Below are 13259 nucleotides of genomic sequence, written 5' to 3' on the forward strand. Positions count from 1 at the left end.
CGTCACCAGCGCCCGCACCGGGACAGCAGCACGGCCGCGGCGGCGACCCCCGCCGTCGAGGTCCGCAACACCGTCGGCCCCAGCAGGGCCGGTACGGCTCCCGCCTGCGCGAACCTGTCGAGTTCTTCGCCGGCGATGCCGCCCTCAGGGCCGACCACGATCACGATGTCGCCCTTCTCGGGAAGCGTGACGCCGGACAGCGAGGCCGTGGCCTCCTCATGCAGGACGATCCCGAGGGCCGCCTGCGAGATCAGCTCCGCGACCTGGCCGGTCGTGGCCTGCTCCGTGACCTCGGGGAGATGGAAACGGCGGGCCTGCTTACCCGCCTCGCGGGCGGTGCTCCGCCAGCGGGCCGTCCCCTTGGCCGCCCGGTCGCCCTTCCACTGGGTCACGCAGCGGGCGGCCGACCAGGGCACGATGACGTCCACGCCCGCCTCGGTCATCATCTCGACCGACAGCTCACCCCGGTCGCCCTTCGGGAGGCCCTGGACCACGACCAGGCGCGGCGCCGGCGCCTCGACGCGGCGGCGTCCGACCACCTCGGCGGTGAGCGAATCCTTGCCCACCTCGAGGACCACGCACTCGGCGAGGAGGCCGGCGCCGTCGGTGAGGTCGATCCGCTCGCCCGCGCGCATCCGGCGGACGGCGGCCGCGTGCCGTCCCTCCGCGCCGTCGAGCACGACGTGGTCCGCCTCGAGGTCGGCTGCGTCGGCCAGGAAGACGGGAACGCTCATGCGCCGCTCACAACGGACCTCAGCGGCCGTTGAAGGCGTCTCGCAGCCGGGAGAAGAAGCCCTGCTGCCCGGGCGTGAACTTGCCCGGGGGCCGCTCCTCGCCCCGCAGCTTCGACAACTCCTTGAGCAACTCCTCCTGCTGGGGATCGAGCTTGGTGGGGGTCTCCACGGTGACGTGGATCAGCAGGTCGCCGCGGCCCGTCTCGTTGAGACGCTGCACGCCCCTGCCGTACAGGGGGATGACCTGGCCCGCCTGTGTGCCGGGCCGTACATCGATGTCCTCGGCGCCGTCGAGGGTCTCGACGGTGAGCGACGTGCCGAGGGCGGCGGCCGTCATCGGAATCTGGACCGTGCAGTGGAGGTCGTCGCCGCGCCGCTCGAAGATCTGGTGCGGGCGCTCGACGATCTCCAGGAAGAGGTCGCCGGCGGGGCCGCCACCGGGGCCGACCTCGCCCTCACCCGCGAGCTGGATGTGGGTGCCGTCCTCGACACCGGCGGGGATGCGCACCTTGATGGTCCGGCGCGTGCGGACCCGGCCCTCGCCGGAGCACTCCATGCACGGGTGGCGGATCACACTTCCGAAGCCGCCGCACTGCGGGCACGGGCGCGAGGTCATGACCTGGCCGAGGAACGACCGGGTGACCTGCGAGACCTCTCCGCGGCCGTGGCACATGTCACAGGTGTCCGGGTGGGTGCCCGCCGCCGCGCCGGATCCCTGGCAGACCTCGCACAACACGGCCGTGTCGACGACCAGCTCACGCGTGGTGCCGAACCCCGATTCCGCGAGGTCGAGTTCGACCCGGATCGTCGCGTTGCGGCCGCGCCTGGCGCGCGATCGCGGCCCTCGAGAGGTCCCCGAGGACCCGAAGAAGGCGTCCATGATGTCGCTGAACGGGAACCCGGCTCCGAAACCGCCCGCCCCGGCGCCCGCGCCGCTGCTGAACGGGTCGCCGCCGAGGTCGTACATCTGGCGCTTGCTCGTGTCCGAGAGGACCTCGTACGCCTGGGTGACCTCCTTGAACCGCTCCTGGGTCTCCGGATCCGGATTCACATCTGGGTGCAGCGCCCGGGCGAGACGGCGGTACGCCTTCTTGATCTCTTCCTGGCTGGCGTCACGGCGTACCCCGAGGGTCGCGTAGTAGTCCTGGGCCACTTATGACCCCGCCAGGATCTGGCCCACGTAGCGCGCCACGGCGCGCACCGCACCCATCGTCACGGGATAGTCCATTCGAGTCGGGCCCAGCACTCCGAGCCGGGCCAGTTCCTTGTCGCCCGAACCGTATCCCGCGGCCACGATAGAGGTGCCGCGAAGTCCGGTGTACGGGTTCTCCGAGCCGATCCGGACGGTCAGCTCGGACAGTCCGCCTGTCTCTCCGAGGAGACGCATCAGGACGACCTGTTCCTCCAGCGCCTCCAGCACGTCGCGCAGGCCGACGCTGAAGTCGGCCGCCGCGAGGTTGGCGGTCCCTGCGAAGACGAGTTTCTCCTCGTGCCGCTCGACGAGCGTCTCGAGGAGCACGGACAGGATGGTCGCCGCCACCGACCTGTCCTCCTGCGGAAGCCGTTCCGGCAACTCGGCGACGGTCTCCGGGACGTTGGACAGGCCGCAGCCGTCGAGGCACGTGTTGAGGACGGCCCGCAGATTCGCGATCCGGTCCTCCGCCACGTCCTCGACCAGATCGATCACGCGCTGCTCGACCCGGCCGGTGTTGGTGATCAGCACGAGCATCACCCGTCGCTCGCCGACGGGCACGATCTCCACATGCCGGACCGTCGACCTGGTCAGCGACGGATACTGCACCACCGCGACCTGGCGGGTGAGCTGGGCGAGCAGGCGGACCGTCCGCATGACGATCTCGTCGAGGTCGACCGCTCCCGCGAGGAACGTCTCGATGGCGCGGCGTTCGGCTCCCGAGAGTGGTTTCACCTGTGAGAGACGGTCGACGAACAGGCGATATCCCTTGTCGGTCGGCACCCTGCCCGCGCTCGTGTGGGGCTGGTGGATGTACCCCTGCTCCTCGAGCGCGGCCATGTCGTTGCGGATCGTCGCAGGTGAGACGCCGAGATTGTGCCTGTCGGCAAGGGCCTTGGAGCCCACCGGCTCGTTGGTGGACACGTAGTCCTCGACGATGGCACGCAGCACGGCCAGCTTGCGGTCGTCGAGCAAAGTGTCACCTCCCTGTGCGGGGAACACGGGCTCTGGCACTCTGTGTTCCCGAGTGCCAAGTGTACGGCTACCGCCCACGGGGTGCGATAACACAGACGATGCCGCGGACAAACCATCCACGAATCACTCTCAAGCCACATAACAGGAATACCCCTTCCGGAGAAGGTCCGAGCCCGATCCCCCGCGTCCTCTCGCCGGACTCTCGCCGGACTTCGTCGGACCCGAGATCCCGTGATCAGCACTCCGACCTCACGCCGCGCCTGTCCGCGATTTGCTAGCGTTCCCGGCATGTACGGGCAGGACGTGCTTTCCGGAGACTGGCGGCGCCCCAAGCGGGGGCAGATCCCCAAGATTCCGGCCGAACCGGACCTCGTGGTCGAGGACGCGGAAGGCCGCTTCTGCGGCGCCGTGGTGGCCTGCGACAAGGAGGCCGTCACCCTGGAGGACCGGTTCGGGCGACGGCGGATCTTCCCCCTGGTGCCCGCCGGATTCCTCCTGGACGGCAAGCCCGTGACGCTGGTACGGCCGGCCGCCGCGCCGCAGGGCGCCAAGCGGAGCGCCTCGGGATCCGTCGCGGTGGAGGGCCTGCGCGCCCGGGTGGCGAGGGAGAGCCGAATCTACGTCGAGGGCGTCCACGACGCCTCCCTCGTGGAGAAGATCTGGGGCCACGACCTGCGCGTGGAAGGCGTGGTGGTCGAGTTCCTCGAAGGCGTCGACGATCTGCCGGCCATCGTGGCGGAGTTCGCCCCCGAGCCGGGCAGGCGCCTCGGGGTGCTGGTCGACCATCTCGTCCCGGGCTCCAAGGAGAGCAGGATCGCGGCCCAGGTGACCGGGGACCACGTGTTGATCGTGGGACACCCGTACGTGGACATCTGGCAGGCGGTCAAGCCGTCGGCGCTCGGCATCGCCGGGTGGCCGGACGTCCCTCGCGGGCTCCCGTGGAAGGAGGGCGTGATCGCCGCTCTCGGCTGGCGGATGGACCCCCAGGAGGCGTGGCGGCACATCCTCGGCCGGGTCGAGACGTTCGCCGACCTCGAGCCCGAACTCCTCGGACGCGTCGAAGAACTGATCGACTTCGTCACCGCCCAACCCCCCGCGTGATCATGCACACCTTCGGCGACAGGCCGCCCGACCAGCACAACCATCAACCGTGATCATGCACGAAATCGCTACGGCGTCAGATCACGCACCAGAGCGTCGGCGAGCAGGCGCCCGCGCAGGGTGAGCACGGCCCTCCCCCGCTTGAACGGCTCGACCTCGAGCAGGCCGTCCCCCAGCGCCCTGGCACACGCCGTACGCGCCTGAGGGGGCAGGTCGGACAGCGGGAACCCGGAGACGAGGCGGAGCTCCAGCATGATCCGCTCGACGGCCCGGTCCTCGGCGGTCAGTTCCTCCCTGGCGTGCCCGGGCGAGGCGCCCGACGCCAGGCGGGACGCGTAGGCCGCCGGATGCTTGACGTTCCACCACCGGGTGCCCCCGACATGGCTGTGCGCCCCGGGGCCGACGCCCCACCAGTCCCCACCGGTCCAATAGAGCAGGTTGTGGCGGCAGCGCGCCTCGTCGGCGGCAGCCCAGTTGGAGACCTCGTACCACTCGAGCCCCGCGGCCGAGAGCATCTCCTCCGCGATGAGGTAGCGGTCGGCGGCCACGTCGTCGTCCGGCATCGGCAGCTCACCCCGGCGGATGCGCGCGGCGAGCCGGGTGCCGTCCTCGACGATCAGCGAGTAGGCCGACACGTGGTCGGGCCCGGCGGCGAGGGCGGCCGCCAGCGAGTCGCGCCAGTCGTCGTCGGTCTCCCCCGGAGTGCTGTAGATCAGATCCAGGTTGACGTGCTCGAAGCCGGCCTTCCTCGCCTCCTGTACGGCCTGCTCGGGCCGCCCTCGGCTGTGCCTGCGGTCGAGCACCTTCAGCACGTGCTCGCTGGCGCTCTGCATGCCGAAGCTCATCCGGTTGAAGCCGCCCTCCCGCAACGCCTCCAGGTAGGCCTGGTCGACGGACTCGGGGTTGGCCTCGGTGGTCACCTCCGCGCCCGGCGCCAGGCCGAACTCGTCGTCGATCGCGCCGAGCACCCGCACCAGGTCGGCCGCGGGCAGCAGGGTCGGCGTGCCTCCCCCGAAGAACACGGTCTCCACGGGCAGGGCGGCCGCTCCGAGCACACGCCGCGCCAGCCGTACCTCTTCGATCGCCGTGGCGGCGTAGTCCCGCTGCGACGCCCCCGGGCCCAACTCGGCGGCGGTGTAGGTGTTGAAGTCGCAGTAGCCGCAGCGCGTGGCGCAGAACGGGACATGCACATAAAAACCGAACGGGCGTGAACCAAGCCCGTCGAGCGCGGTCTGCGGCAGGTCGCCGGACGCGGGAACGGGATCACCGTCGGGAAGGGCGGAAGGCACACCCCCAGTCTGCCGCCAGTCCCCCTATGCCATCGACGCCGTGCCATTGACGGCCCGATCGCCCCGGTCTACGATCGGCGACAATTTACAAGAAAGTTTCCTAATAGTTGTCCCAACGACAGCAGGAGACACAAACGTGCGCCGATTCCTGAAGCACCTCCTCGTCGCGGCGGTCGCCGTCGGCCTCGCGGCCGTCGCCGTGCCTCCCGCGGCCCAGGCCCAGACAGGCAAGAACGACCGCTTCAAGCGCGTCGCCTACTTCATCCAGTGGGGCATCTACGCGCGGAACTACCACGTCAAGGACCTCGAGACCAGCGGCGCCGCCGCCAAGCTCACCCACATCAACTACGCGTTCGGGTTCGTGGGCCCCGAGGGCACGTGCTACTCCGCCGACCCGTGGGCCGACTGGCAGCGCGGCGTCCCCGCCGAGGAGAGCGTGGACGGCGTCGCCGACGCAGACGCCCAGCCGCTCAAGGGCAACCTCAACCAGCTGAAGAAGCTCAAGGCCAAGCACCCCGGCCTGAAGGTGCTGATCTCGCTCGGCGGCTGGACCGGCTCGAAGTACTTCTCCGACGCCGTCCTCACCCCCGCGGCGCGGTCCACGCTGGCCGCGTCCTGCGTCGACCTGTGGCTGAAGGGCAACCTGCCCGGGCTGCCCGCGGGCGCGGGCGCGGGCGTCTTCGACGGCATCGACCTCGACTGGGAGTGGCCCGGCTCCTCCGGCAACGACGGCAACGTCATCCGCCCGGAGGACAAGCAGAACTTCACGCTGTTCCTCGCCGATCTGCGCCGCCAGATGAAGGCGGCCGACCGGAAGTCGGAGCTCACCGCCTTCCTCCCCGCCGCGGCCACCAAGATCGACGCCGGCTTCGAGGTCAAGAAGGTCTTCAGCCAGCTCGACTTCGCCACCGTCCAGGGGTACGACCTGCACGGCCCGTGGGAGCTCCAGACCGGCCACAACGGCAACCTGTTCACCGACCGGCGCGACCCCAACCCCGTGCGGTACAGCGTCGACCAGACGGTCCGCGACTACATCAGCCGCGGAGCTCCCGCCCAGAAGATCGTCGTGGGAGTCCCCGCGTACGGCCAGGGCTGGACAGGCGTGACGTCCAAGGGCAACGGCCTCTACGCCCCGGCCACCGGACCCGCTCCGGGCACCTGGGCCCCCGGCAGTGACGACTACAAGAACCTCGTCGCCAAGCCGGGCAAGCGCTACCGCGACCTGCTGACCGGAACGCTCTGGCTCTACGACGGCAACGAGTTCTGGTCCTACGACGACCCGGCCGTGATGGTGGAGAAGGCCGCCTACATCAGGCTCAAGGGCCTCGGCGGATCCATGTTGTGGTCCATCGACCAGGACGACGCCAAGGCGTCACTCACCTCGGCGCTGTACTCCGTACTGCGCTGATCCCGAACCCACCTGTGGGGGTGGGCCCGCCCGCCGCAGCACGGGCGGGCGGCACGAGGGGGCCGGGGCTCCTGGGTCGGGCTCCGGTCCCCTTCGTGATCCACGACGGTCAGCTCTTCAGCACTCTTTCCGCGATCGCGTCCCATTTCTCGCCGTGGCCGGGGTAGGCGAGGATCTTGCGCATCAGGTCCTTGTCCCCGTGATACGCGGCGAACGCCTCACGGATCGTCGCGCCGTCCCGCGGCCGGACCAGCACCTCGATCTCGTCGCCCGCGCCCAGCTCACCCTGTTCGACGACCCGGAGGTACGCGCCCGGGCGGGCGGCCAGGGTGAAGCGCCTGACCCAGCCGGGCTCCCCCATCCACCCGCGGAACGTCACGCAGGGGATCCGGGGCGCCGTCACCTCGAGGAGGGCGGTCCCGATCCGCCACCGCTCCCCGATGAGCGCCTCCGTCACGTCGGCTCCCGACGTGGTGAGGTTCTCCCCGAACGCGCCGTCGCCGAGTTCCCGGCCCAGTCGCGCCTCCCACCAGTCGTGGTCCTCCCGCGCGTACGCGTAGACCGCCTGGTCAGGATGGCCGTGGTGGACGAGGTCGGCCCGCTCGTCCCCCGCCAGGCCGTTTTCGTGTACGGCGACGCGCCCCTCGGCCGCCCTCTTGTCGATGGCGGTCCGGCGAAGCGTCCCGGCCCACTCGGCGGCTACGGCACGGCCCACGTTCACCGAAAGGATGCGCATGAGCCGACGCTAATGAATCCGCATCGCCGCGGGCATCCGGTTTTCCGGCGGGCACGTCGAGGATCCACCCGGGGGGTGGAGAACTGGATCTCCACCCGTGCTCCGATCCTCTCGCCGCCCGGCTTGCCTAATTTCAAGTCCATGAACGAACAGCTCGCCATCCTCCTGGCCCTCGCCGTCCTCGCCCTGTCGATCTACCGCCAGATGCGCACCCGCCCCGTCGGGGAAGGCCGCGCCCTCGTCCTGCCGCTCGTCCTCATCGCCCTGGGGGCGGCCCAGGGACACCTCGTCGACGGCGACCACTTCGCCCTGAGCGTCTGGCTGCTCGCCGGAGAACTGGTCGTCGGAGTCGCGCTCGGCCTCGTGCGGGCCTACACCATGCGGATCTGGCGCGATGAGAGCGGCAGGCTCTGGCGCAGGGGCACGGCCTGGACGATCGCCGCGTGGCTCGTCGCGATCGCCGCCCGCGCCGGGTTCGTCGCCGCAGGAATCGCGGCAGGCGTGGCCATGGAGGCGGGAAGCATCCTGATCTTCTTCGGCCTCTCGCTGGTCGTCCAGGCCGTGGCGGTCACCACACGGGCGCGCTCGACCGCCCCGCCGGCGGCCGCTACCGTCAAGGCGTGAACAGGGAGCGGACCATCAGGCTCGCCATACGAATCGCAGTAGTGGTGGTGTTCCTGATCGCCCTGCTGCAGTCCGACCCGGGGCCACGGCTCTCCGGTGCGAGCCTGGCGAACTCCCTGCTGTCCGTCTGCTTCGTCACGGCGGCCTTCTTCGCCGTCCAACGGCGCGACCGGATGACGCCCCGCGTAATCGTCGCGTCGTACGCGATGGTCGCCAGCGCGCTCCTGCTCCATCTCCTGCGGCCGGAAGGCCCCGCGATCTCCGCCGTCTTCGTCGCGATCGGCGTCATCGCGTTGCGGCTGTCGCCCGCCTTCTCCCTGCCCGCCGCCGTCACGGCCCTGGCCGGACTGGCGGTGGGCACCCTCGAAGAGGGGAAGGGCCCGTCGTGGGACGTGATCGCCATCGGCGGAGTGATCTACCTGCTCGCCTACGTCCGGCGGACCACCCTGGCCGCGCGGGCGGCGGAGGACCGCGAGGCGGTCCTGGCGGAGCGGGCGCGCATCGCGCGGGACATCCACGACATCCTCGCCCACTCCCTCTCCGCCCAGATCGTCCATCTCGAAGGGGCCCGGCTCCTGCTGCGGGCGGACAGGTCGGACGAGGCGCTGGAGCGGGTCGAGCTCGCGAGGGACATGGCCAAGCAGGGCCTGGAGGAGACCCGCAGGGCGATCACCGCGCTGCGGGAGGACATGCCGCCGCTCGTCGACGCCGTCTCCACGCTCACCGGGGAGTTCGAGACCGCCACCGGTGTGGGCTGCGAGCTCACGATGGCCGGAGACAGGCGCCGCCTCGATCCGGAGGCCGAGCTCGCGATCATCCGTACCACCCAGGAGGCCCTGACCAACGTGCGACGACACGCTCCGGGGGTGGCGCCCGGCGTCCGGCTGATCTTCGGTCCCGAGTCGTGCTCACTCGAGGTGACGAACGAACTGGCCGCCTCGCCGGGGACACCCGGCAGCGGCTACGGCCTCGTGGGCATGCGCGAACGGGCCGAACTGCTCGGAGGGCACCTGGAGGCGGGCGAGCGCGACGGCGTGTTCCGCGTACGGCTGGAGGTGCCCGCGTGAGCCACGTGACCCGCGTGCTGGTCGCCGACGACCAGACGGTCGTCCGCGAGGGACTCGTCCTGCTTCTCGGCCTGATCCCCGGCGTCGAGGTCGTCGGAACGGCGGCAGACGGTGAGGAGGCGGTCCACCTGGCCGGTGAGCGCCGCCCGGATGTCGTGCTCATGGATCTGCGCATGCCCCGGATGGACGGCGTCGAGGCCACCCGGCGGATCCGCGAGGGCTACCCGGACGTCCAGGTGGTGGTCCTCACGACGTACGCGGACGATCAGTCGGTGTTCTCCGCGCTGCGGGCCGGCGCACGAGGCTTCCTCACCAAGAGCGCGAGCGCGGAGGAGATCGCCCAGGCCGTCACCGTCGTGCACGAGGGAGACGCACAGCTCGACCCCTCGGTCCAGCGTCGCCTGCTGGAGAGCATGACGGCCAAGGAGCCGCAGCGGAACAGGACCGCCGGTCTCACCTCGCGGGAGGAGGACGTGCTCAGGCTGATCGCCCGGGGCAGGACGAACGCCGAGATCGCCCGGGAGCTGTTCATCAGCGAGGCCACGGTCAAGACGCACATCAACAACCTGTTCGCCAAGGCCGGCCTCCGCGACCGCGCCCAGGCGGTGCGGTACGCCTACGAGCACGGCCTCGCTGAGCCGCCCGACGATCCGGGACCTCGCTGACGCGCTACTTCTTGGCCTTGTCGGCCGCGGCGCCCGAGTCGGTGGACAGCGCCGCGACGAAGGCCTCCTGGGGCACCTCGACCCGGCCGACCATCTTCATGCGCTTCTTGCCCTCCTTCTGCTTCTCCAGCAGCTTGCGCTTACGGCTGATGTCGCCGCCGTAGCACTTGGCCAGGACGTCCTTGCGCATGGCCCGGATGTTCTCTCTGGCGATCACCCGGGCGCCGATGGCGGCCTGGATGGGCACCTCGAACTGCTGCCGGGGAATGAGGTCCTTGAGCTTCTTGGCCATCTCGACCCCGTAGGCGTAGGACTTCTCCCGGTGGACGATGGCGCTGAAGGCGTCGACGGGCTCGCCCTGCAAGAGGATGTCGACCTTCACGAGGTCGGCGTCCTGCTCGCCCGACGGCTCGTAGTCGAGCGAGGCGTAGCCGCGCGTCTTCGACTTGAGCTGGTCGAAGAAGTCGAAGATGATCTCACCGAGCGGCAGGGTGTAGCGGATCTCGACCCGGTCCTCCGAGAGGTACTCCATGCCCATGAGGTTGCCCCGGCGGCCCTGGCACAGCTCCATGATGGCGCCGATGAACTCGGAGGGCGCCAGCACCGTTGCCTTCACCATCGGCTCGTGGATCTCGGCGATCTTGCCGCCCGGGAACTCGGACGGGTTGGTGACCACGAGTTCCTTGCCGTCCTCCATCACCACGCGGTAGATGACGTTGGGCGAGGTGGAGATGAGCGAGAGGTTGAACTCCCGCTCCAGCCGCTCCCGGACGATCTCCATGTGGAGCAGGCCGAGGAAGCCGCAGCGGAAGCCGAATCCCAGCGCCGCCGACGTCTCCGGCTCGTAGACCAGCGCGGCGTCGTTCAGCCGGAGCTTGTCGAGGGCCTCGCGGAGCTCGGGGTAGTCGTCACCGTCGATCGGATAAAGGCCCGAGTAGACCATCGGCTTCGGGTGGTCGTAGCCGCCGAGCGCGTCGGTGGCGGGCTTCACCGCGCTGGTGACCGTGTCGCCGACGCGCGACTGGCGCACGTCCTTCACCCCGGTGATCAGGTAGCCGACCTCGCCGACGCCGAGGCCCTTGTCGGACGGCACGGCCTCCGGCGAGATCACGCCGATCTCGAGGAGCTCGTGCTGAGCCTCGGTGGACATCATGAGCACCCGCTCGCGCTTGGACAGGTGCCCGTCGATGACGCGGACGTAGGTCACGACGCCGCGGTAGGTGTCGTAGACCGAGTCGAAGATCAGCGCGCGGGCGGACCGGTCGGGGTCGCCGACGGGCGCGGGCACGTGCTCGACGACGTGGTCGAGCAGTTCCTTGACGCCCACGCCGGTCTTCCCCGACACCCGCATGACGTCGCCCGGGTCGCAGCCGATGAGCCCGGCGATCTCCTCGGCGTACTTGTCCGGCTGCGCCGCGGGCAGGTCGATCTTGTTGAGCACCGGGATGATGTGCAGGTCGGCGTTCATGGCCAGGTAGAGGTTGGCCAGCGTCTGCGCCTCGATGCCCTGGGCGGCGTCGACGAGCAGGATCGCGCCCTCGCACGCCTCGAGCGACCGCGACACCTCGTAGGTGAAGTCGACGTGGCCGGGCGTGTCGATCATGTTGAGGACGTGGCCGTCCCACGGGAGCCGCACGGCCTGCGACTTGATCGTGATGCCGCGCTCGCGCTCGATGTCCATCCGGTCGAGGTACTGCGCACGCATCGACCTGTCGTCGACCACACCGGTGAGCTGGAGCATCCGGTCGGCGAGGGTCGACTTGCCATGGTCGATGTGCGCGATGATGCAGAAATTGCGGATCAACGCGGGGTCGGTCTGGCCAGGCTGGGTGCGCACCGAAGTCCGTTTCAACAAGGTAGGTGTGTGCCCGATCGGCCGAACCGCCTCGCCTCACGCTCAGCGCGCTCTCCGGTCGGGGCTGGCGGAGCAGCCACCCTCCATGGTGGCATGTCCGGATGCTTGCCTTGACCATCAGACGGACCATCAGGCACGTTCTCCGCTGGACGATGATCGTCCTGGCCGTGGTGCTGGCCCTGGGGCTGATCGCGGCGGGCGCGCTGAGGCTCCAATTCACCGGCTCTCCGGCGGCCTGGGCCAGGACGACGGGACACGACGCGCTGTGGATGGGGCACGCCTGGGTGGACGGCAGGAAGACGGCCGCCGACGTGGACGCGCTGGCCGTCCGGTTACGCCAGAGCGGGATCCGTGACGTATACGTGCACAGCGGCCCGTTCGACGCCGACGGCACGCTCCCGGCCGGCAAGTACCCCAACGCGGCGAACTTCCTCAAGTGGTGGCGGGAGAAGCTCCCCGGAGTCCGGGTGTCCGCCTGGCTCGGCCAGGTCGTGGACGGCGGAGTCGCAGGCGGCCTGGACCTCGCCGATCCGGCGACCCGGACGAGGGTCGTCGCGGGGGCGAAGGCGCTGTCCGATCTCGGGTTCGACGGCGTCCACTACGACTTCGAGCCCGTGTCGGACGGTGACCGGTCCTTCCTGGACGTGCTGACCGAAACGCGGCAGGCGATCGGCTCCAAGCTCCTGTCGGTGGCCACGCAGCAGATCGAGCCACTGCCCGGCATGCGGTTCCCCCTCCGCCTCATCGTCGGCCACGACAAGTACTGGACGCCCGGCTACTTCCGGCAGGTCGCGGATCTCACCGACCAGGTCGCCATCATGACCTACGACTCCTGGACTCCCCTGCCGTCGCTCTACGGCGGCCATGTCGTACGGCAGGCGAAGCTGGCCATGGGCCTGGTGCCCGAGGACAAGACCGTCCTCATCGGCGCCCCCGCCTACCACGACCACCTCGTCGGCCTGAGCGACTTCGCCGAGAGTGTCAAGGCGGCCGCCGACGGCGCCCGGCTCGCCCTCACGGATGACGGCCCCCGGTCCAACCTCGGCCTCGCCCTCTATGTGGACTTCGCGGCCACGGAGGAGGACTGGAAGGAGTACGAGACGGCCTGGGTCCGGCCAGGGTGAACGCCGTTCACGTGGAATCGCGGATCCGGCTTCGGCCCCCGCCCGGCCGGCGCAGGGTAGGATCCAGAGACAGGCCCCTGCTCATGCGCGATTTGAGCGGCGAGCCGGACTGTTGGTAATCTGTTTCTCTGCGTGTGGCGCGCCCTCTCTCGAGCCCGCGCGCCCCATCCGACCAAGACTTTACCGAGGCTTCTTCGTGGCGAACATCAAGTCCCAGATCAAGCGCAACAAGCAGAACGAGAAGGCCCGGCTGCGCAATAAGGCCGTCAAGTCGTCTCTGAAGACGGCGGTCCGCAAGTTCCGCGAGACCGCAGACCAGGGCGACGTCGAGGCGACGGTCGCGGCTCTCCATGCCGCCTCCCGCCAGCTCGACAAGGCCGTCAGCAAGGGCGTCATCCACAAGAACCAGGCCGCCAACCGCAAGTCGGCGATCGCCAAGCGCGCCGCCGCTCTGCAGGCCGCCAAGTAGCAGTCCCGTAGCGGACGTCC

At 69.9% G+C, this 13259-nt stretch carries 13 protein-coding genes; 7 read left to right on the forward strand and 6 right to left on the reverse strand.

Annotated elements, in window-relative coordinates:
• Positions 1–2: 2 nt before the first annotated feature.
• Genes Pmi06nite_RS02825 through hrcA form a run of 3 tightly spaced genes read right to left on the reverse strand, consistent with a single transcriptional unit; the run spans position 3 to position 2901 of the window.
• Positions 3–734 carry a 16S rRNA (uracil(1498)-N(3))-methyltransferase gene (locus Pmi06nite_RS02825; protein WP_203951210.1) on the reverse strand — a complete coding sequence of 244 codons (732 nt, stop codon included), beginning with the start codon at positions 732–734 and terminating at the stop codon, positions 3–5.
• Between the two features lie 19 nt (positions 735–753).
• Positions 754–1887: a molecular chaperone DnaJ gene (dnaJ, locus tag Pmi06nite_RS02830; RefSeq protein ID WP_203951211.1), complete on the reverse strand. Its 1134-nt coding sequence runs from the start codon at positions 1885–1887 to the stop codon at positions 754–756.
• The gene (hrcA, locus tag Pmi06nite_RS02835; RefSeq protein WP_203951296.1) at positions 1888–2901 is read right to left on the reverse strand and encodes a heat-inducible transcriptional repressor HrcA; all 1014 of its coding nucleotides are present in this window, start codon (positions 2899–2901) and stop codon (positions 1888–1890) included.
• 288 nt (positions 2902–3189) lie between these two features.
• On the opposite strand from hrcA, the gene Pmi06nite_RS02840 reads away from it, so the two are divergent.
• Positions 3190–4002, forward strand: a complete 813-nt coding sequence (locus Pmi06nite_RS02840) for a DUF3097 domain-containing protein (protein WP_203951212.1) — start codon at positions 3190–3192, stop codon at positions 4000–4002.
• A 68-nt stretch (positions 4003–4070) separates the two neighbouring features.
• On the opposite strand, the gene hemW is transcribed toward Pmi06nite_RS02840, so the two are convergent.
• Positions 4071–5291 carry a radical SAM family heme chaperone HemW gene (hemW, locus tag Pmi06nite_RS02845; RefSeq protein ID WP_203951213.1) on the reverse strand — a complete coding sequence of 407 codons (1221 nt, stop codon included), beginning with the start codon at positions 5289–5291 and terminating at the stop codon, positions 4071–4073.
• A 136-nt stretch (positions 5292–5427) separates the two neighbouring features.
• On the opposite strand from hemW, the gene Pmi06nite_RS02850 reads away from it, so the two are divergent.
• Positions 5428–6699, forward strand: coding sequence for a glycoside hydrolase family 18 protein (locus Pmi06nite_RS02850; protein ID WP_203951214.1), 1272 nt, complete (start codon positions 5428–5430; stop codon positions 6697–6699).
• A 109-nt stretch (positions 6700–6808) separates the two neighbouring features.
• Here Pmi06nite_RS02850 and Pmi06nite_RS02855 read toward each other — a convergent pair whose 3' ends face one another.
• The gene (locus tag Pmi06nite_RS02855) at positions 6809–7435 is read right to left on the reverse strand and encodes an MOSC domain-containing protein (protein WP_203951215.1); all 627 of its coding nucleotides are present in this window, start codon (positions 7433–7435) and stop codon (positions 6809–6811) included.
• A gap of 141 nt (positions 7436–7576) precedes the next feature.
• On the opposite strand from Pmi06nite_RS02855, the gene Pmi06nite_RS02860 reads away from it, so the two are divergent.
• The 3 genes from Pmi06nite_RS02860 to Pmi06nite_RS02870 are packed head-to-tail and all read left to right on the forward strand — an operon-like array spanning position 7577 to position 9791.
• A complete protein-coding gene (locus Pmi06nite_RS02860; RefSeq protein WP_203951216.1) occupies positions 7577–8059 on the forward strand; it encodes a hypothetical protein in 483 nt (160 codons plus the stop codon).
• The gene (locus Pmi06nite_RS02865) at positions 8056–9126 is read left to right on the forward strand and encodes a sensor histidine kinase (RefSeq protein WP_203951217.1); all 1071 of its coding nucleotides are present in this window, start codon (positions 8056–8058) and stop codon (positions 9124–9126) included. The genes Pmi06nite_RS02860 and Pmi06nite_RS02865 overlap by 4 nt, the downstream gene beginning before the upstream one ends.
• Positions 9123–9791, forward strand: a complete 669-nt coding sequence (locus Pmi06nite_RS02870; RefSeq protein ID WP_203951218.1) for a response regulator transcription factor — start codon at positions 9123–9125, stop codon at positions 9789–9791. Before Pmi06nite_RS02865 ends, Pmi06nite_RS02870 begins: the two co-directional genes overlap by 4 nt.
• Before the next feature lie 4 nt (positions 9792–9795).
• Here Pmi06nite_RS02870 and lepA read toward each other — a convergent pair whose 3' ends face one another.
• A complete protein-coding gene (gene lepA, locus Pmi06nite_RS02875) occupies positions 9796–11628 on the reverse strand; it encodes a translation elongation factor 4 (protein WP_203951219.1) in 1833 nt (610 codons plus the stop codon).
• Between the two features lie 128 nt (positions 11629–11756).
• Here lepA and Pmi06nite_RS02880 point away from each other — a divergent pair, with 128 nt between their 5' ends.
• Complete coding sequence (locus Pmi06nite_RS02880) at positions 11757–12770, forward strand: glycoside hydrolase family 18 protein (protein WP_239113536.1); 1014 nt, start codon at positions 11757–11759, stop codon at positions 12768–12770.
• Positions 12771–12966: 196 nt separating this feature from the next.
• Complete coding sequence (rpsT, locus tag Pmi06nite_RS02885) at positions 12967–13239, forward strand: 30S ribosomal protein S20 (protein ID WP_203951221.1); 273 nt, start codon at positions 12967–12969, stop codon at positions 13237–13239.
• Positions 13240–13259: the final 20 nt, after the last annotated feature.

This window comes from Planotetraspora mira, assembly GCF_016863275.1.
Classification (GTDB): Bacteria; Actinomycetota; Actinomycetes; order Streptosporangiales; family Streptosporangiaceae; genus Planotetraspora; species Planotetraspora mira.

Coding starts and splice junctions, on each gene's coding strand:
- Pmi06nite_RS02825 (WP_203951210.1), bottom strand. CDS start 734: ATGAGCGTTCCCGTCTTCCTGGCCGACGCAGCCGACCTCGAGGCGGAC.
- Pmi06nite_RS02840 (WP_203951212.1), top strand. CDS start 3,190: ATGTACGGGCAGGACGTGCTTTCCGGAGACTGGCGGCGCCCCAAGCGG.
- Pmi06nite_RS02855 (WP_203951215.1), bottom strand. CDS start 7,435: ATGCGCATCCTTTCGGTGAACGTGGGCCGTGCCGTAGCCGCCGAGTGG.
- Pmi06nite_RS02860 (WP_203951216.1), top strand. CDS start 7,577: ATGAACGAACAGCTCGCCATCCTCCTGGCCCTCGCCGTCCTCGCCCTG.